The sequence below is a fragment of the Bradyrhizobium sp. WSM1417 genome, from assembly GCF_000515415.1.
Lineage (GTDB): Bacteria > Pseudomonadota > Alphaproteobacteria > Rhizobiales > Xanthobacteraceae > Bradyrhizobium.
In genome coordinates, this window is the sequence record NZ_KI911783.1 from 722636 (window position 1) to 735833 (window position 13198).

Annotated in this window: 17 protein-coding genes; 3 read left to right on the forward strand and 14 right to left on the reverse strand. The window is 61.6% G+C overall.

Features of this window, described 5'->3' with window-relative positions; genetic code table 11:
- Positions 1 to 43 precede the first annotated feature (43 nt).
- The 6 genes from BRA1417_RS0103505 to BRA1417_RS0103530 all read right to left on the reverse strand — a co-directional run bounded on the left by BRA1417_RS0103505 (position 44) and on the right by BRA1417_RS0103530 (position 4630).
- A complete protein-coding gene (locus BRA1417_RS0103505; protein WP_027514631.1) occupies positions 44 to 805 on the reverse strand; it encodes a hypothetical protein in 762 nt (253 codons plus the stop codon).
- Positions 802 to 1221: a hypothetical protein gene (locus tag BRA1417_RS41615; protein ID WP_051448267.1), complete on the reverse strand. Its 420-nt coding sequence runs from the start codon at positions 1219 to 1221 to the stop codon at positions 802 to 804. The genes BRA1417_RS0103505 and BRA1417_RS41615 overlap by 4 nt, the downstream gene beginning before the upstream one ends.
- On the reverse strand, positions 1218 to 1565 hold the full coding sequence (locus BRA1417_RS0103515) for a hypothetical protein (protein WP_027514632.1): 348 nt from the start codon (positions 1563 to 1565) through the stop codon (positions 1218 to 1220). The genes BRA1417_RS41615 and BRA1417_RS0103515 overlap by 4 nt, the downstream gene beginning before the upstream one ends.
- A gap of 491 nt (positions 1566 to 2056) precedes the next feature.
- On the reverse strand, positions 2057 to 2560 hold the full coding sequence (locus BRA1417_RS0103520; RefSeq protein ID WP_156948574.1) for a hypothetical protein: 504 nt from the start codon (positions 2558 to 2560) through the stop codon (positions 2057 to 2059).
- Positions 2561 to 2898: 338 nt separating this feature from the next.
- Positions 2899 to 4167, reverse strand: a complete 1269-nt coding sequence (locus BRA1417_RS0103525; protein WP_027514634.1) for an integrase arm-type DNA-binding domain-containing protein — start codon at positions 4165 to 4167, stop codon at positions 2899 to 2901.
- A 253-nt stretch (positions 4168 to 4420) separates the two neighbouring features.
- The gene (locus BRA1417_RS0103530; protein WP_007598219.1) at positions 4421 to 4630 is read right to left on the reverse strand and encodes a hypothetical protein; all 210 of its coding nucleotides are present in this window, start codon (positions 4628 to 4630) and stop codon (positions 4421 to 4423) included.
- Positions 4631 to 4752: 122 nt separating this feature from the next.
- On the opposite strand from BRA1417_RS0103530, the gene dinB reads away from it, so the two are divergent.
- On the forward strand, positions 4753 to 5856 hold the full coding sequence (gene dinB / locus BRA1417_RS0103535; protein WP_027514635.1) for a DNA polymerase IV: 1104 nt from the start codon (positions 4753 to 4755) through the stop codon (positions 5854 to 5856).
- A gap of 115 nt (positions 5857 to 5971) precedes the next feature.
- On the opposite strand, the gene BRA1417_RS0103540 is transcribed toward dinB, so the two are convergent.
- The 6 genes from BRA1417_RS0103540 to BRA1417_RS0103565 all read right to left on the reverse strand — a co-directional run bounded on the left by BRA1417_RS0103540 (position 5972) and on the right by BRA1417_RS0103565 (position 9687).
- A complete protein-coding gene (locus BRA1417_RS0103540) occupies positions 5972 to 6265 on the reverse strand; it encodes a hypothetical protein (protein WP_007598221.1) in 294 nt (97 codons plus the stop codon).
- 227 nt (positions 6266 to 6492) lie between these two features.
- On the reverse strand, positions 6493 to 7179 hold the full coding sequence (locus BRA1417_RS0103545) for a DNA-3-methyladenine glycosylase I (RefSeq protein ID WP_027514636.1): 687 nt from the start codon (positions 7177 to 7179) through the stop codon (positions 6493 to 6495).
- A gap of 114 nt (positions 7180 to 7293) precedes the next feature.
- Positions 7294 to 7812: a GNAT family N-acetyltransferase gene (locus BRA1417_RS0103550; protein WP_027514637.1), complete on the reverse strand. Its 519-nt coding sequence runs from the start codon at positions 7810 to 7812 to the stop codon at positions 7294 to 7296.
- 122 nt (positions 7813 to 7934) lie between these two features.
- The gene (locus tag BRA1417_RS0103555) at positions 7935 to 8675 is read right to left on the reverse strand and encodes a di-trans,poly-cis-decaprenylcistransferase (RefSeq protein ID WP_027514638.1); all 741 of its coding nucleotides are present in this window, start codon (positions 8673 to 8675) and stop codon (positions 7935 to 7937) included.
- Positions 8676 to 8708: 33 nt separating this feature from the next.
- Positions 8709 to 9083 carry a transcriptional regulator gene (locus tag BRA1417_RS0103560; protein WP_007616058.1) on the reverse strand — a complete coding sequence of 125 codons (375 nt, stop codon included), beginning with the start codon at positions 9081 to 9083 and terminating at the stop codon, positions 8709 to 8711.
- Positions 9070 to 9687: a hypothetical protein gene (locus tag BRA1417_RS0103565; protein WP_027514639.1), complete on the reverse strand. Its 618-nt coding sequence runs from the start codon at positions 9685 to 9687 to the stop codon at positions 9070 to 9072. The genes BRA1417_RS0103560 and BRA1417_RS0103565 overlap by 14 nt, the downstream gene beginning before the upstream one ends.
- A 202-nt stretch (positions 9688 to 9889) precedes the next feature.
- Here BRA1417_RS0103565 and BRA1417_RS0103570 point away from each other — a divergent pair, with 202 nt between their 5' ends.
- Positions 9890 to 11131, forward strand: coding sequence for a S1C family serine protease (locus BRA1417_RS0103570; protein WP_027514640.1), 1242 nt, complete (start codon positions 9890 to 9892; stop codon positions 11129 to 11131).
- A 71-nt stretch (positions 11132 to 11202) separates the two neighbouring features.
- Here BRA1417_RS0103570 and BRA1417_RS0103575 read toward each other — a convergent pair whose 3' ends face one another.
- Both BRA1417_RS0103575 and BRA1417_RS0103580 read right to left on the reverse strand, forming a co-directional pair.
- Positions 11203 to 11481, reverse strand: a complete 279-nt coding sequence (locus BRA1417_RS0103575) for a DUF3551 domain-containing protein (RefSeq protein ID WP_027514641.1) — start codon at positions 11479 to 11481, stop codon at positions 11203 to 11205.
- 167 nt (positions 11482 to 11648) lie between these two features.
- Complete coding sequence (locus BRA1417_RS0103580; RefSeq protein WP_027514642.1) at positions 11649 to 12623, reverse strand: tripartite tricarboxylate transporter substrate binding protein; 975 nt, start codon at positions 12621 to 12623, stop codon at positions 11649 to 11651.
- A 124-nt stretch (positions 12624 to 12747) separates the two neighbouring features.
- Between BRA1417_RS0103580 and BRA1417_RS0103585 the strand changes: the two genes are divergently transcribed.
- Positions 12748 to 13167, forward strand: coding sequence for a VOC family protein (locus BRA1417_RS0103585; protein WP_027514643.1), 420 nt, complete (start codon positions 12748 to 12750; stop codon positions 13165 to 13167).
- Positions 13168 to 13198: the final 31 nt, after the last annotated feature.

Below are 13198 nucleotides of genomic sequence, written 5' to 3' on the forward strand. Positions count from 1 at the left end.
CAGGATGTGCCAGCGTTCAGTCGGTCTCTGGCAAGCGCTCGCATCATGTTGCATGAACTGTGCCCCTGGTCGCCATTGCAGACTCAGAGGCTGCGTAGATTTGCGAGCGATGCAGTGTGCCCGTGGTCAGGGCACCCAATAAGCTCAGAAAGCGGTGCTTACCGATCTCGTCTGCTATGAGGTTGCCTAGTGCAGCATCCCCCGCGCCAAGCTCCGCAAGTAGCCAAGCCTCAGCAGCAAGTTCGTCCTCTATACTCAATAGAGAGTCTTCCACTGGAGGAGAGATCTTTGAAGGTGTTAGACCGAAGGTGTAACTACTAAGGTGTATGTTCGCCACGGGTGGCGATTCTGCATTGGCCACGGGTGGCGGTTCTAGATTGGCCACGCGTGGCGTATTTGACATTTTGAGATGTGCCACGGGTGGCGTTTCTTGGGGCGCTTTGCGCTTCAATCGACGCTCTTGCCGCAGTTCCTTCAGGAGGATTTGATGGTCAATGACCTGATTGATCTGCTCGCCCCTCGTCCAATAGACGTTGGCCGTTTTAGTGCGGCGCCAGTCGATCCAACCGCATGACCGAAGCGCGTTTCGCGCTCTCAAAACCCAGCGCTTGGGTATTCCCGTCTTATCGGAAATGGTGTCGTCGGACAGAATGGCGACACCATTTTGTGCATTGAGATGTTGAGCGATCTGAAAGCCGACCTCAAACGCTCTCGCGTCTAGGCGGGGGTCGGCGCTTAGGGCAGACAGCCAGTCGAGCTTGTCACCCGTGAACGATCGCAATTGCCCGCGATCCATGTCGCTCATGCTGCGGGGGCCTCGAACAGGTTGGGCTGCGCCAATCGCTCGGCAGCGCGTACAGCGTCCTGTCCGACCAGCAGCGCCGTTGCGACCCAGACGCTTGCTGTCATCGCGCTCCGGTTACGGCGCCGCTCGCTGGTCTTGCGGATCAGTCCGACCTGATGCAGATCGGAAATACGAGGGCGCGCCGAAAACGGAGAAAACTTGAGGTGCGCAGCAACCTCGTCTGCCGTGAAACCTTGCGGAAAGTTCTTGAAGAAAAATTGGGCAATTTGGCCACGCTGATCGGCGGCAACAGGAGCCTTCTGGATGCCTGCTTCCTCCGAACAGCCCCCCCTTTCTTTCGACGGAAGAACGACCTTAGAGCCCCAAAGGGAACGAACCAGTCGAAGGGGATAGTCGTCGGGATCTGGCGATCTCATTTGCCAGCCCTCCCGAAAGAACCAATTCCCAGCAGGTCACAAAGTTGATCAACGAACATTGGGATCAGATCTTGCGACACCTTGATCTGCGCATCGTCATCAGGCCAATTAACCTGCTTGAACCACAGGTCACCGGTTTGACTGTCGATGCGCGCTAGGATGGTTTCCTGGTTCGGCACCAGGCAAACTTCGCCATCGCGGTCATTGCCGGCCAATTGCTCCGCGGATCCCGGAGGCAATGCTAGTTGCTCAATCGCGGTATCCGCAGAGAGGCGCTTCGTGTGATCGCGTTCAGACGCTGTTGTGACTAGGAGGAACTGATCGGGAGTGACAGGTTTGTTCATAGGTCTCTCGAAATTGCAGTGGAAATTGCACCGCTGATTTCAGCTGTAGAGACCGCGCGAACGTTGCTTTTTCGGGAGAACACGATTAGACAGAGGTTCTTCAGGCGCTCTGCAATCAAGTTTCGGGTCCCGTGTGAGCTTCGCTCGCGCGGGCCTTTTTTATGCGGCTGCCTCGGATGTGCTGCGGACCTCTGGCCCAAACTTTGCCAATGCCCAATTATCGAGACCCTGCCGTGAGTAGAGCGGAAACCGTCCAGCCTTCCTGAAGGGAGGCCCCACGGAGCTGACGCAAGCCAGCTTTGCCAAAGTCTTCGGCGAACAGGGAATGCCGAATTTTTCGGTGATGTATTCTGCGGCCTCAGTCCGCCGTAGCGGGCGCTCGTCCATCATATTTCTCCTCGCTGGTTCATGGTCCAATGCGAGGAATATGGACGTAAGCTGGGGCGGCTTTCACGTGGTGGTTCGCGGCAACTGGCGACAGCTCGCGACGGCTAGTCGCCGCCGTCCTTTAACTCTTTAAGTGCCCGTTGGATGGTTCGCTTATGGACGGGGCGTCCGAGAATTGGTTCTATGGCGCGCTGGATCTTGTCGTTTCTAGTCTGTGAACTGGTGCCGGCGGGCAGCCCATCGGGAAACTCCGACTTAAAGGCCTGCTGAATTGCCCGCGTGACCGCCCCCCTTCCATCAGTCACGACCGGCGTTTGCGAGGACAGTTCGGCGAAGCCTGGACTTATAGCCTGTCCTTTCTTGCCTGAGAGCCAGGCTAGAAAAGCTTCCCTTTCTCCAATGCGAACATCGAACCATCTGGCGAGATGCAGGCGGTCGAACCTCACATCATCCTGTAACGGAACACTGGAGGCATCCAATTCGAGCACGTTACTGCCTCGCCCAATTCTATATTCTGCGTCGAAATAGGCCGGCGCTATAGTTTCAACCCTCTCCGAGTTTTCGCCAAGCACCCCCACAAGGGGAAAGGTGCCATCTGCCGCGGCCATGCATAGCGCCCTGCACGCCTGCAAGCGCCGCGCGGCGGCCTCCACTGCGTCCTGAGAGGGCTCGCCAGTACCAAAGGCCATCATATCAATGGCTTTCAGAAGCCAAATCGTTCGCTCTTCCTCGGCTCGCGCAACCGCATCCAGAATAGTCTCGGGCCTCGCCCACGGAGACGATGCTAAGGCTTGCCATCGTTCCAGATCCCCTCGTGCAGCGATCGTTCTTGGATCTTCAGGTGCAGCTTCAAGGGACCCGCCAAAATCGTCTGGGCCGCATGTGCCTTGAGGCAAAGTTGGGAGCTTTGATTTATCTGGCATCAGTTCCTGGCCGCGCCGATTGGCTATGCCCGCCGAAGGGGGGCCACCTTATGTGATTTCCGTCCCCACATGACATCATCAATGTGTCTGGCGATGCGATCGGCTGCCGCTAAGAGCGCCGAATCGATTTTGTGAATATAACCTTCGGTAACGCTTGCTCGAGAATGCCCGATCAGCGCCTTGATGGTTGGGATCGAATAGCCGAGATCCTCGGCCGTCGAGCTGAACGAGTGTCGCAGGCCGTGGCTAGTGATACCCGGCACCTCCTTAGTGGAGACCTTCTTCAGCCACCGGGTGAGGCCGGTGTGATGCTTCAAGTCGGTCGTCACCGAAGGGAAGACGTATTTGGATTTGGACTTTGCTATTGCTGATTTCAGGACCGCAACGACAGCCGGGCCGACCGGGCGGATGCTTTTCCCGGACTTGCTGTCTCCTAAACGAAGAGCCATCCCGACCGGATCGACCTCGGTCTTCAGAAGACCTTCTATCTCGTCCAGGCGGCAGCCAGTCATCGCGGACGTCCGGCTTGCGAGAACGCGCTGCCAGTGTTCGCCGTTTGCCTCGGCCACAGCGAGACACTTTCCAAGACGACGATAGCCGGCGTCGTCCAGGCGCCATTCCCGGGTCTGATCCTTCGGTCGCCTGATGCCATTGATCGGATTGTCCGCCCGGTAACCTTCATCGACCGCGTAGCTGAATATGCCGCCGAGAAGACCCATTGTCCTGGCGGCGGTACCTTTCCCGCCCTTCACGATCGCCCGGCCCCGGGTTTTTGTCTTCACGTCCGCGGCGGACTTACCGGCGATGATATCGCGCTGGAGACCCTTGGCGTCGGTTGAGGTGAAGCCCTTCACGGTCTTCTTGCCCACCAGCTTGATGATGTGTCGCTCGATCCGCCCCTTGTCGCTGTACAGGGTCGTCTGGCTCTTTGTTTCGCCTCGGCGCGTCAGGATCAGGCCGCGTTCGGCCTTGTCCAGGTATTCCCGGCAGAGCTCCTCGATCCTCATGGCGCCGCGGGCGAGCTTTTTGCTCTCGACGGGGTCTGAGCCCCTCACGACGTCCGCCAAGGCAAGCTTAGCGTCCCTGCGAGCTTCCTCTGGCGTCAGAACGCCATACCGGCCCAGCGTCAGCCGGCGGCTCCGGCCGTTCGCATTTCGGTACTGGACGATGAAGGACTTCGCGCCGCTCTTCTTCACCCGCACGCCAAAGCCAGGCAGCTCGTCGTCCCATACAAAGACGTCGGCTCCAGTGGTTTCGGCGGCATCGACCGTGCGTTTGGTGAGTTTTGGCAATTTGTCTTCGGGTAAGCACCGGGTAAGCAGGCGCCGGAAAACGAGGGAAATTCGGAGCGACGACCGTAGCCCCGAAACTGGGCTGATTGCAGCCTATATCTGGAGGTCATCAATTCCAAGAGATTTCGGGTAAGCAGGGGTAATTTCCCCACCTTTGCCCTCCGAAGGCAAAGGTCACACGTTCGAATCGTGTCGGGTGCGCCAGATCTTCCAATGCAGGCTGGAGTCATCGCCGGCTCAACCGAGCCCACCCTCAATTCAGCATCGAGATGATCGCCTGGACTTGGTCGGAAGCCGACGTGACCAGTCCGTCGTATGACGTCTGGCCGTGTGCGGCGGCCTTCAGGATGCATTCGGCGACGGCCGCTTTCAGGCCGAAGACCGACTGATCGGGCGGCACGCTCGCCATCACGGCCTCCAGGGCCTGACGCATCGTTCGAATGAGTTCGGAGCTGTATTGCATGGGCTGTCCTCCGCACGCTCATATTAGATCGCATGCCCATGCTTGCCACTCACAAGCCTGAGATTGCTCTGTGAATCACACATCACCTCGCGCTTCTAATCCCTCGATTGTATCATCTTGCCATGAGCGAATCCGACACGGTGGCCGGCGAGGCCTCGCCCGTCCGCAAGATCATCCATATCGACATGGATGCCTTCTACGCGTCCGTGGAACAGCGCGACAATCCGGAGCTGCGCGGAAAGCCGGTCGCGGTCGGAGGCTCCGCGGAACGTGGCGTCGTCGCGGCCGCCAGCTATGAGGCCCGCGAGTTCGGCGTTCGCTCGGCCATGCCATCGGTTACGGCGAAGCGGCAATGTCCCGATCTGGTCTTCGTCAAGCCGCGCTTCGAGGTTTACAAGGCAATCTCCAGGCAGATCCGCGACATCTTCGCGGAGCATACCCCGGTCATCGAGCCGTTGTCGCTCGACGAGGCCTATCTCGACGTGACGGAAAACCTGCAAGGCATCCCGCTGGCGCGCGACATTGCACTCAGGATCCGCGAGAGGATCAAGGCCGAGACGGGCCTCAACGCTTCGGCCGGCATCTCCTACAACAAATTTCTGGCCAAGCTCGCCTCCGATCATCGCAAGCCCAACGGTCAGTTCGTGATCTCACCGGATATGGGGCCCGCCTTCGTCGAGACGCTTCCCGTCGGAAAATTCCATGGGATAGGCCCGGCCACGGGCGCGAAGATGAACGCGCTCGGCATGTTCACCGGTCTCGATATTCGTCGTCAGACGCTGGAGTTCATGAATGCGAATTTCGGCAAATCGGGCGCCTATTACTACTGGATCTCGCGCGGTGTCGACGAACGGCCGGTCCGGGCCAACCGGGTCCGCAAGTCCATCGGCGCGGAAACCACCTTCTCAAGCGATCTCACCGAATTCGAGGCGCTGGTCGCCGAGCTCAAGCCGCTCGTCGACAAGGTGTGGCGCCATTGCGAGGCGACCGGCAGCCGTGGCCGCACCGTCACCTTGAAGATCAAGTTTGCCGACTTCGAGATCATCACGCGCAGCAGGTCCGCTCTTTCGCGGGTTGCAGGCCGGGACGAACTTGAGCGGCTGGCTTGCGGCCTGCTCGAAGTCGAGATGCCGCTGCCCAAGAGCGTCAGGCTGCTCGGGGTCTCGCTGTCTTCCCTTCAGGCTGGGGACGATGCGGAGCCGCCGCAGCTGACTCTCGGCATCTGAACCAAGCTGACGGGCTTTCGGCGGACGCAGACAGCCACCTAGAGCGCGCTCACCACGCGAATCTACGGTGGCGGGTTTTCAGACTCGCCGCCGAAGGTCGATCCGCTGGGCCCGATCAATGCCTCACGTGCTCGAACACCACGATCACGCCGGTCGGCTCGGGCTCGTGCGCCATCAGGCGTGTCAGCTCGGAATCGCCCCAATCGGCGAGGCTGACGACTTCGCCGCTCTGGCGCTCGGTGCCGGGGGGCGCCGTGGGCTCGACGACCTTCAGCCCGGTCTCATCGACGAAGAAAGTGTGCTCGCCGAACATGCTGTTGAGCTGCGGCATGGCGGGATGCTCGTCGGGCAGCACCTGAGCGCCGAGCTGGTTGACGGTCTGCTTCACCTGTTCGGATGTGAGCTTCATGAGCTGCTCCGTTTCTGTCACGTCGGTTTCATTGAGCTGAGCCAAAGCGAGCGTTCCATGCGCCGATGTTCGCCTGGCCCAATCTCCCGAACAGGTGCTACGCACAAATGTTCCGGAGAAATGCATTTCGTGATCGCGCGTCGCGTCTGCCGCGCTTGCGGCACGAGATCGCCACAGGGCGCACACGATTCGACGTTCCAAGAGCCGAATTACAAGAGCCGAATTCGCTACTCGCTTCTGTTCTCGCCGACCGACAGCGCGCAGATGCGTGACAGATATGTGTAGGACAGCCCGGTCTCCTCGGTCCAGGCGTTGAATTGCGCCTGCACTTTTGCCAGATCGCCCTTCGACTTGACCTCTTCGGCGATGTCGAGACCGGCATCGCGCAGGCACGCCACGACGTCCCTGGACGTCACAAAGCCGTCCCAGCCGACGAACCGCAGCAGCATCTGGCCGGTGTTGCCACCCAACCGGCTGCCACGCTTGCTCAGGAGATCGAGCAGGCCGATCTGGTCCGACGGCGGCCACTTCGCCAGAAACCTGCCGAAGCTGCCGTGCTCTCTTGCGATCTCCTGGACGAAGGCCGCGTTGTCGCGCACCGACATGATCTTGGCACCGTTGCGCACGATGCGCGCGTCGCGCAGCAGGCCCTCCCAATAATCCTCCGGCTGGAAGGTGAGCTTGGCGGGCTGGAAACGCAGGAAGGCGTCTTCAAATCCGTCCCATTTCGTCTCGATCACGCTCCAGGCAAAGCCCGCGCAAAACACACGCTTCGTCATCTCTGCGAGGATGCGATCGTCGCCGCGTTTGGCGAGGCCCTTCAGGTCGGGCTTTTCCGGCATCAGCTTTTCGAGCGCCTTGGGCCCGCCCTTGCGTTTTTCGGCACGCGCACGAATGGTCTTGAAGGAGGTCATGTGGACACACGCGATTGAGGGTGTGCCACGACACCAGAATTCGACGCTCGGGTCCAGCTTGCCCACGTCCGCCGACTTTCGGGTCGCGCTTGCTTGGATTCGCGGCAAGCCCGGCTACCGCCGTAGACGCTTCGCGAGGTGGACCGACTGCCAGTCTCCGAGACCGGTGTCCTCGAACCCTGCTTTCTTCGCAAGGCCGCGCATCTCGGCGTTCACGCGCGCGGTTTCGGCTGCGATCATCTCGTGGCCCAGATCGCTCGCGTGCCTCTCCATCGCTGTCATCATCCGGAGGCCGACGCCCTTGCGCTGAAAGACATCGGCAACGGAGATGGCGAAATCACCATGCCGTGCAGCCGCATTGTAGGCGTATCTGGTTTCGCCGATGATCGTGCCCTGCCCTTCCTGGCTGATCTCGGCGAGCAAGGTGAAATGATCGGGATGGCTGGTCCTGGCGACGCACTCGGCCGCGACCACGGCAATGTCCGCCCGCGCGCCCATGAAGCGCTTGTTGCGCGATGTCGCGGAGAGGCTCGTGAAATAGATTGAGAGGCTCTCGACATCGGACGCGCTGGCCGGCCTGATACGGACCGTCCTTCCTTCGACTGACTCGATATCCAGCAATAACTGTGACATGCGCGAGGCTTTCGGCAGGTTGCATCGAATGCAGACCTAGCCGAGACCGCGCGCTTAGCGCTTGGACGGGGCTGCCAATCTTGCGGCCGAAAGCGAACAGTTTCGTGCCTCAGTGCCGGGCGTCACACGCGAGAGAGTGAAGGCACGTCCTCCGGCACGATCGCCTGGAGCCCGCCGAAGCGGCGCTCGCGGCCGTGGAAGGAGACCAGGGCCGCAGCGAGATCGCCCGCGTCGAATTCGGGCCACATCCGCTCGGTGAAGTGCAGCTCGGCATAGGCGCCTTCCCAGAGCAGGAAGTCCGACAGCCGCTTCTCACCCGAGGTGCGGATGATGAGATCGACGTCGCGCAAACCGGCTTCTCCGGTGACGAGCTGCGAGAACGCCTCGCGTGTGAGAGTCGTCAGCGCCGCCGCCTTCGCCGCCGCGTTGAGGATGGCGTCGCGCGCGGAATAGTCGACGGCAATGCGTAGATGAAGCGTGCTGCCGTGCGCGGTGGCGTCTTCCGCACGCGAAATCGCATTGGCAATGCCGTCGGGCAGACGGTCGCGGCGGCCGATCACTTTGAGGCGCACGCCGTTCTTGACCAGACTCTGCACCTCGTTGGCAAGGTAGAATCTCAGAAGCGTCATCAGCGCGGCGACCTCGGCCTTCGGCCTTCGCCAATTGTCGGTGGAGAAGGCGTAGAGCGTCAGCGTGCCGATGCCCTGCTTGGGCGCGGCTTCGACGATGCGGCGGATCGTCTCGACGCCGGCCTCATGGCCGCGCAGGCGCGACAGGCCGCGCCGCGTCGCCCATCTGCCGTTGCCATCCATGATGATACCGACGTGAAGCTTCTCGTTGCGGGACACAAGGTCACTTTGCATTGCAAAGTCTCCGGTCAAAAAAAGGGGGGAGGATCAGGTCGAGACGATACCGAGACGGCCGAGCGGCGCCGCCTCGCGGCCGGCGGCCTTGGCGGCGTCGCGCACCAGGCGCTCGAGCACGGCGAGATAGTCGAGGAAGCGGCGGCGACCGGCCTTGGTCAGGCGGCAGGTGGTGTGCGGGCGATTGCCCTCATAGCCCTTGGTCACCTCGACGAGGCCGGCTTCCTGAAGCACGGCGAGATGCCGGCTGAGATTGCCGTCGGTGAGGCCGCAGAGCTGCTTGAGATCGGCGAACGCCAGACCCTTCGGATGCGCCATCAGCGAGGTCAGAAGTCCGAGCCTCGCCTTCTCGTGGATCACGCGGTCCAATCCTTCATAAGAGAAGGGTGCGCTGTCAATCTTCGACATCATGGTCTCCGGATGCGAAATACAGAATGCCAGCCATCACCGACTGCCCGATCACGAAGGGCAGGCCCATGGTCCATGGCGACAGCGTGTGGGTCTGGCTCGCGAGCACCACCACCGCAAAACCGGACATGAAATACCAGGCGCCGGCGAGCGCCACGGTGCGCGGCAGCGAGCGGACGGAGGCGAAAATGCCGAGCGACACCAGGATCTGCCACAGGCCCGGCAGCAGCCACAGCGTTTCGCCCGCGAACTTCCACATCACCACCGCAAGCAGCACACCGGCCACGCCTGCAGGCAGGAACTGCTCGACGGCCTGGTGGATCATGGCATCGGCGAGGCCCGAATGATGGCGGCGCGAACGTGCACGCATCTCGATACCGATCGTCAGGCCGGAGAGCGCGGCGGCAATGAACCAGCCGAAGAAGAAACCGAGCGGCTCGCCGGTGGGATCATCGAGCAGCGAGAATTGCAGGATTGCCGTGAGAAGCGCGACCGCGCCGGTTGCAGCCATCGTCGCCGGGCCGTAGCCGCGGAACGCCGTGCCGGCCGCAATCTGGCTGCGGATCGCCACGATGTCGGCCAGTGCCTTGTCGAGATCGCGCATTGGCAACGCCAAAACCTCGTTCCGCCCATGCTTGCCGGGACTATCGGCCCCGTTACTTTGTATTGCAAAGTATATCGGACCGCAAAGTAAAGGCAAGTCCGAACGTCGCCCCGACGACACCCGCCCTCGCCGGACAACTGCCGGTTGCGCGACACCTCCTCCCCCAGATAAGATGCGCACGAATGCGCTCTGGGGGGAAAGTATGTGGCTTAAGTCATTCATCGTTGCGTCTTTATTGCAGCTAAGCGTCGGCAGCGTTGCGCACGCGGCCGGGCCATTCGGCAGCGTCAAAATCGGCAACTGGGTCGGCGGCGCGTTCAGCAATGACGAAACGGGAGCCTTCTCGCATTGTGCCGCGACGGCGCCTTATGCCAACGGCGTTATTCTCGTGGTCGGCCAGAATTCCGGGGGCTCGTGGATATTGAGCTTTGCGAGTCCCAGCTACCGCTTCAAGCAGGGAGAGAACGCCGCGATCGACGTCATCTTTGACGGACAGGAGCAGGCCAGATTGTTCGCCACAGCCAACCAGACCAACATGCTCAGCTCCGTCATGCCTGCCAACGTGGTACGAACGTTTCAGAAGGCGAGCTTGATGGTGGCGACGAGCGGCCGCACCGTCCTGAATTTCGACCTGACCTCGGCCGGGCCCGTGATTGCGGCACTGGCCAATTGCGTCACCAAGGTGAAAGCCGACGGGCTCGACAAGGCCGGAGACTTTACGAAGATTGCGGCAAAGCCGCAGGCGCCCGACAAGCAAGCATCACCGCCGGCCAGCAAGTCCGCCAAAGCCAAAAGCGGTACCGGCTTTGTCGTGAGTGCCAGCGGACATGTCGTCACCAATAATCATGTGATCAATGGCTGCGTCGGCCACATCAGGGGCAATCTCACGGGCGAAGCCGGGATGGTTTTGCGCGTGGTGTCGAGCGACGCCAACAATGATCTCGCGTTGCTGCAGGCGCCGTCGACGACCACGTTCAAGGAGTTCGCCCGGATCCGCGACCGCTCGATTCGCTCCGGCGATTCCGTCGTCGCGATCGGCTTTCCCTTCCATGGGCTGCTGACGTCGGACTTCACCGTGACGACCGGCATCGTCAGCTCGCTCAGCGGCATGCGCAACGATTCGCGTTTCCTGCAAATCAGTGCACCGGTGCAGCCCGGCAATAGCGGCGGCCCGCTGTTCGACACCGCCGGGCAAATCGTTGGCGTCGTTACGGGAAAGCTGGACGGATTACGGGTCGCCGCTGCGACCGGCAACATCCCCGAGAACATCAACTTCGCGATCAAGACCGGCGCGCTGCGCGACTTCCTCGACAACTCCGTGGTGCCCTACCAGACTGCCGAACCGAAGGGCGAGATCAAGACCACCGACATCGCCGGCAACGCGCGGCCGTATACGATGCTGATCTCGTGCAACGGCACGGAGCAGGCCGAGGCGAAGCGGTAGCGGCAACGCCGGCCGATGGAGCGGTTGGGCCTATACGAAGCGCTCTGTCCGGGCTGAAATCAGGCAGCTCGCTAGTACGGCGCGACAAGCCGCGGCCGCCGCGGCTGCCGCGGTTGCGCCGGCGAAACCTGGCTGTAGGCAAAGCGGGGATTGCGATCGCAGTAAAGCAGTCGGCCGGACACGCTAGCCTGACATTGTTCATAGGTGCTGTAGGAGCATTCGCCCGGATAGTCATACTCACCGCCCTGGGCACACCAGGGATAGTCGCGCGCCGCTGCAGGCGTGACGGCGACGAAGCCGGCAAGGAGTGTCGGGCCGAGGCCCAGCAGAGCCAATTGCGTCTTGCGCATAGTCCCAACTCCTATCCTCATAGCGCGAGATACGCGCCCTATAACATCAGGTTTCGCCACGCCGTTTTATTCCAGATCGACGGGCGCTGACACGCAAGAAACCTTGATACGCAAGAAAAAAGCCCTGCCGAACGGGCAGGGCTCCAATCACGGACATCACGAGATCGCTACTCGACCTTCAGGCCGGCGAACTCGACGACCTTCTTCCATTTTTCGGTCTCGGCCTTGATCTCCTCGCCGAACGCCTCGGGCGTCTGCGCCCGCGGCTCGCCGCCGAGCTCGACCAGGCGCTTAGCCATGTCCGGCTCCTTTATCAGCGTGTTGATCTCGCTGTTGAGCTTGGCGATGATCTCCTTGGGCGTGTTCTTCGGCGCCCCCATGCCGAACAGCGCGCTCGCCTCGTAGCCCTTCACGGTCTCGCCGATCGCCGGCACGTCGGGCAGCTGCGGCGAGCGCTCCGCCGTGGTGACGCCGATGGCGCGGAGCGCCCCGGACCGGATGTGCTGGATGATCGAGGGCATGTTGTCGAAGATCACCTGCACCTGGCCCCCGAGCATGTCGGTGATCGCGGGCGCGGCGCCGCGGTAAGGCACGTGCTGCATCTTGCAGCCCGTCAGCGCCATGAACATCTCGCCGGACAGATGCACCGAGGTGCCGTTGCCCGAGGATGCCATGTTGACCTTGCCGGGATTGGCCTTCACATATTCGATGAACTCGGCGACGGTCTTGGCCGGCACGTCCTTGTTGACGGTCATCACGTTCGGCACGCGCTGGAACGAGGCGACGGGCGCGATGTCGCGCACGAAGTTGAACTTCAGGTTGGTGTAGAGCGAGGCGTTGATGTAGTTGGCCGGATTGACCAGTTGCAGCGTATAGCCGTCGGGCTCGGCGTTGACGACCGATTCGGTGGCGATATTGTTGCCGGCGCCCGGCTTGTTTTCGATCACGAATTGCTGGCCGAACTTCTCCGACAGCCGCTGGCCGATTAGCCGCGCCAGGATGTCGGTGGCCCCGCCCGGCGGATAACCGACCACCCATTTCACCGGGTGGGTCGGGTAATCGGCGGCAAGCGCCTTCGACAGCGGGCTGGCTGCAAGCGGACTGGCGGCGAGCAGGCTCAGCGCGGTACGGCGAGTGATCATCTCAAGGGTTCTCCCACGTGTTGTTCTTGAAGCCAGATAGCTTGAAAATGGCGTCGGCGCGGTTGTAACAAAGCTTGCCGCAGGCGGAAAGTGCACGGGGCGCATCACGACGAAAGGATAAGGCATGGCGGTCAAGGTCGAAGCCCTCGATCATCTCGTGATCAACGTCGCGGACGTCGCAGTGACCGCCGCGTGGTACGGCAAGATTCTCGGCATGGAAGTCAAGGTGTTCGACCCCGGCGGCGGCAAAGCGCCGCGGACTTCGTTGCAATTCGGTAACCAGAAGATCAACGTCCGGCCGCGCGATGCCGACAAGGTGGAGTGGTTCACCGCGGACCACCAGACCGCCGGCAGCGAGGATCTGTGCTTCCTCACCTCCGCCAGCCCCGACGAGGTGGTGGCGCATTTGAAGGCACAGGGCGTCGCGATCGAACAAGGCCCGGTTCTCAAGCAGGGCGCGCGCGGCACCCTGCGCTCGGTCTATTGCAGGGACCCGGATGGCAGCCTGATCGAGATTTCGTCGTATGAGGACGGCGGCCAGTAAGGCCAAGCCGCCTGCCCCACGCATCGTCATT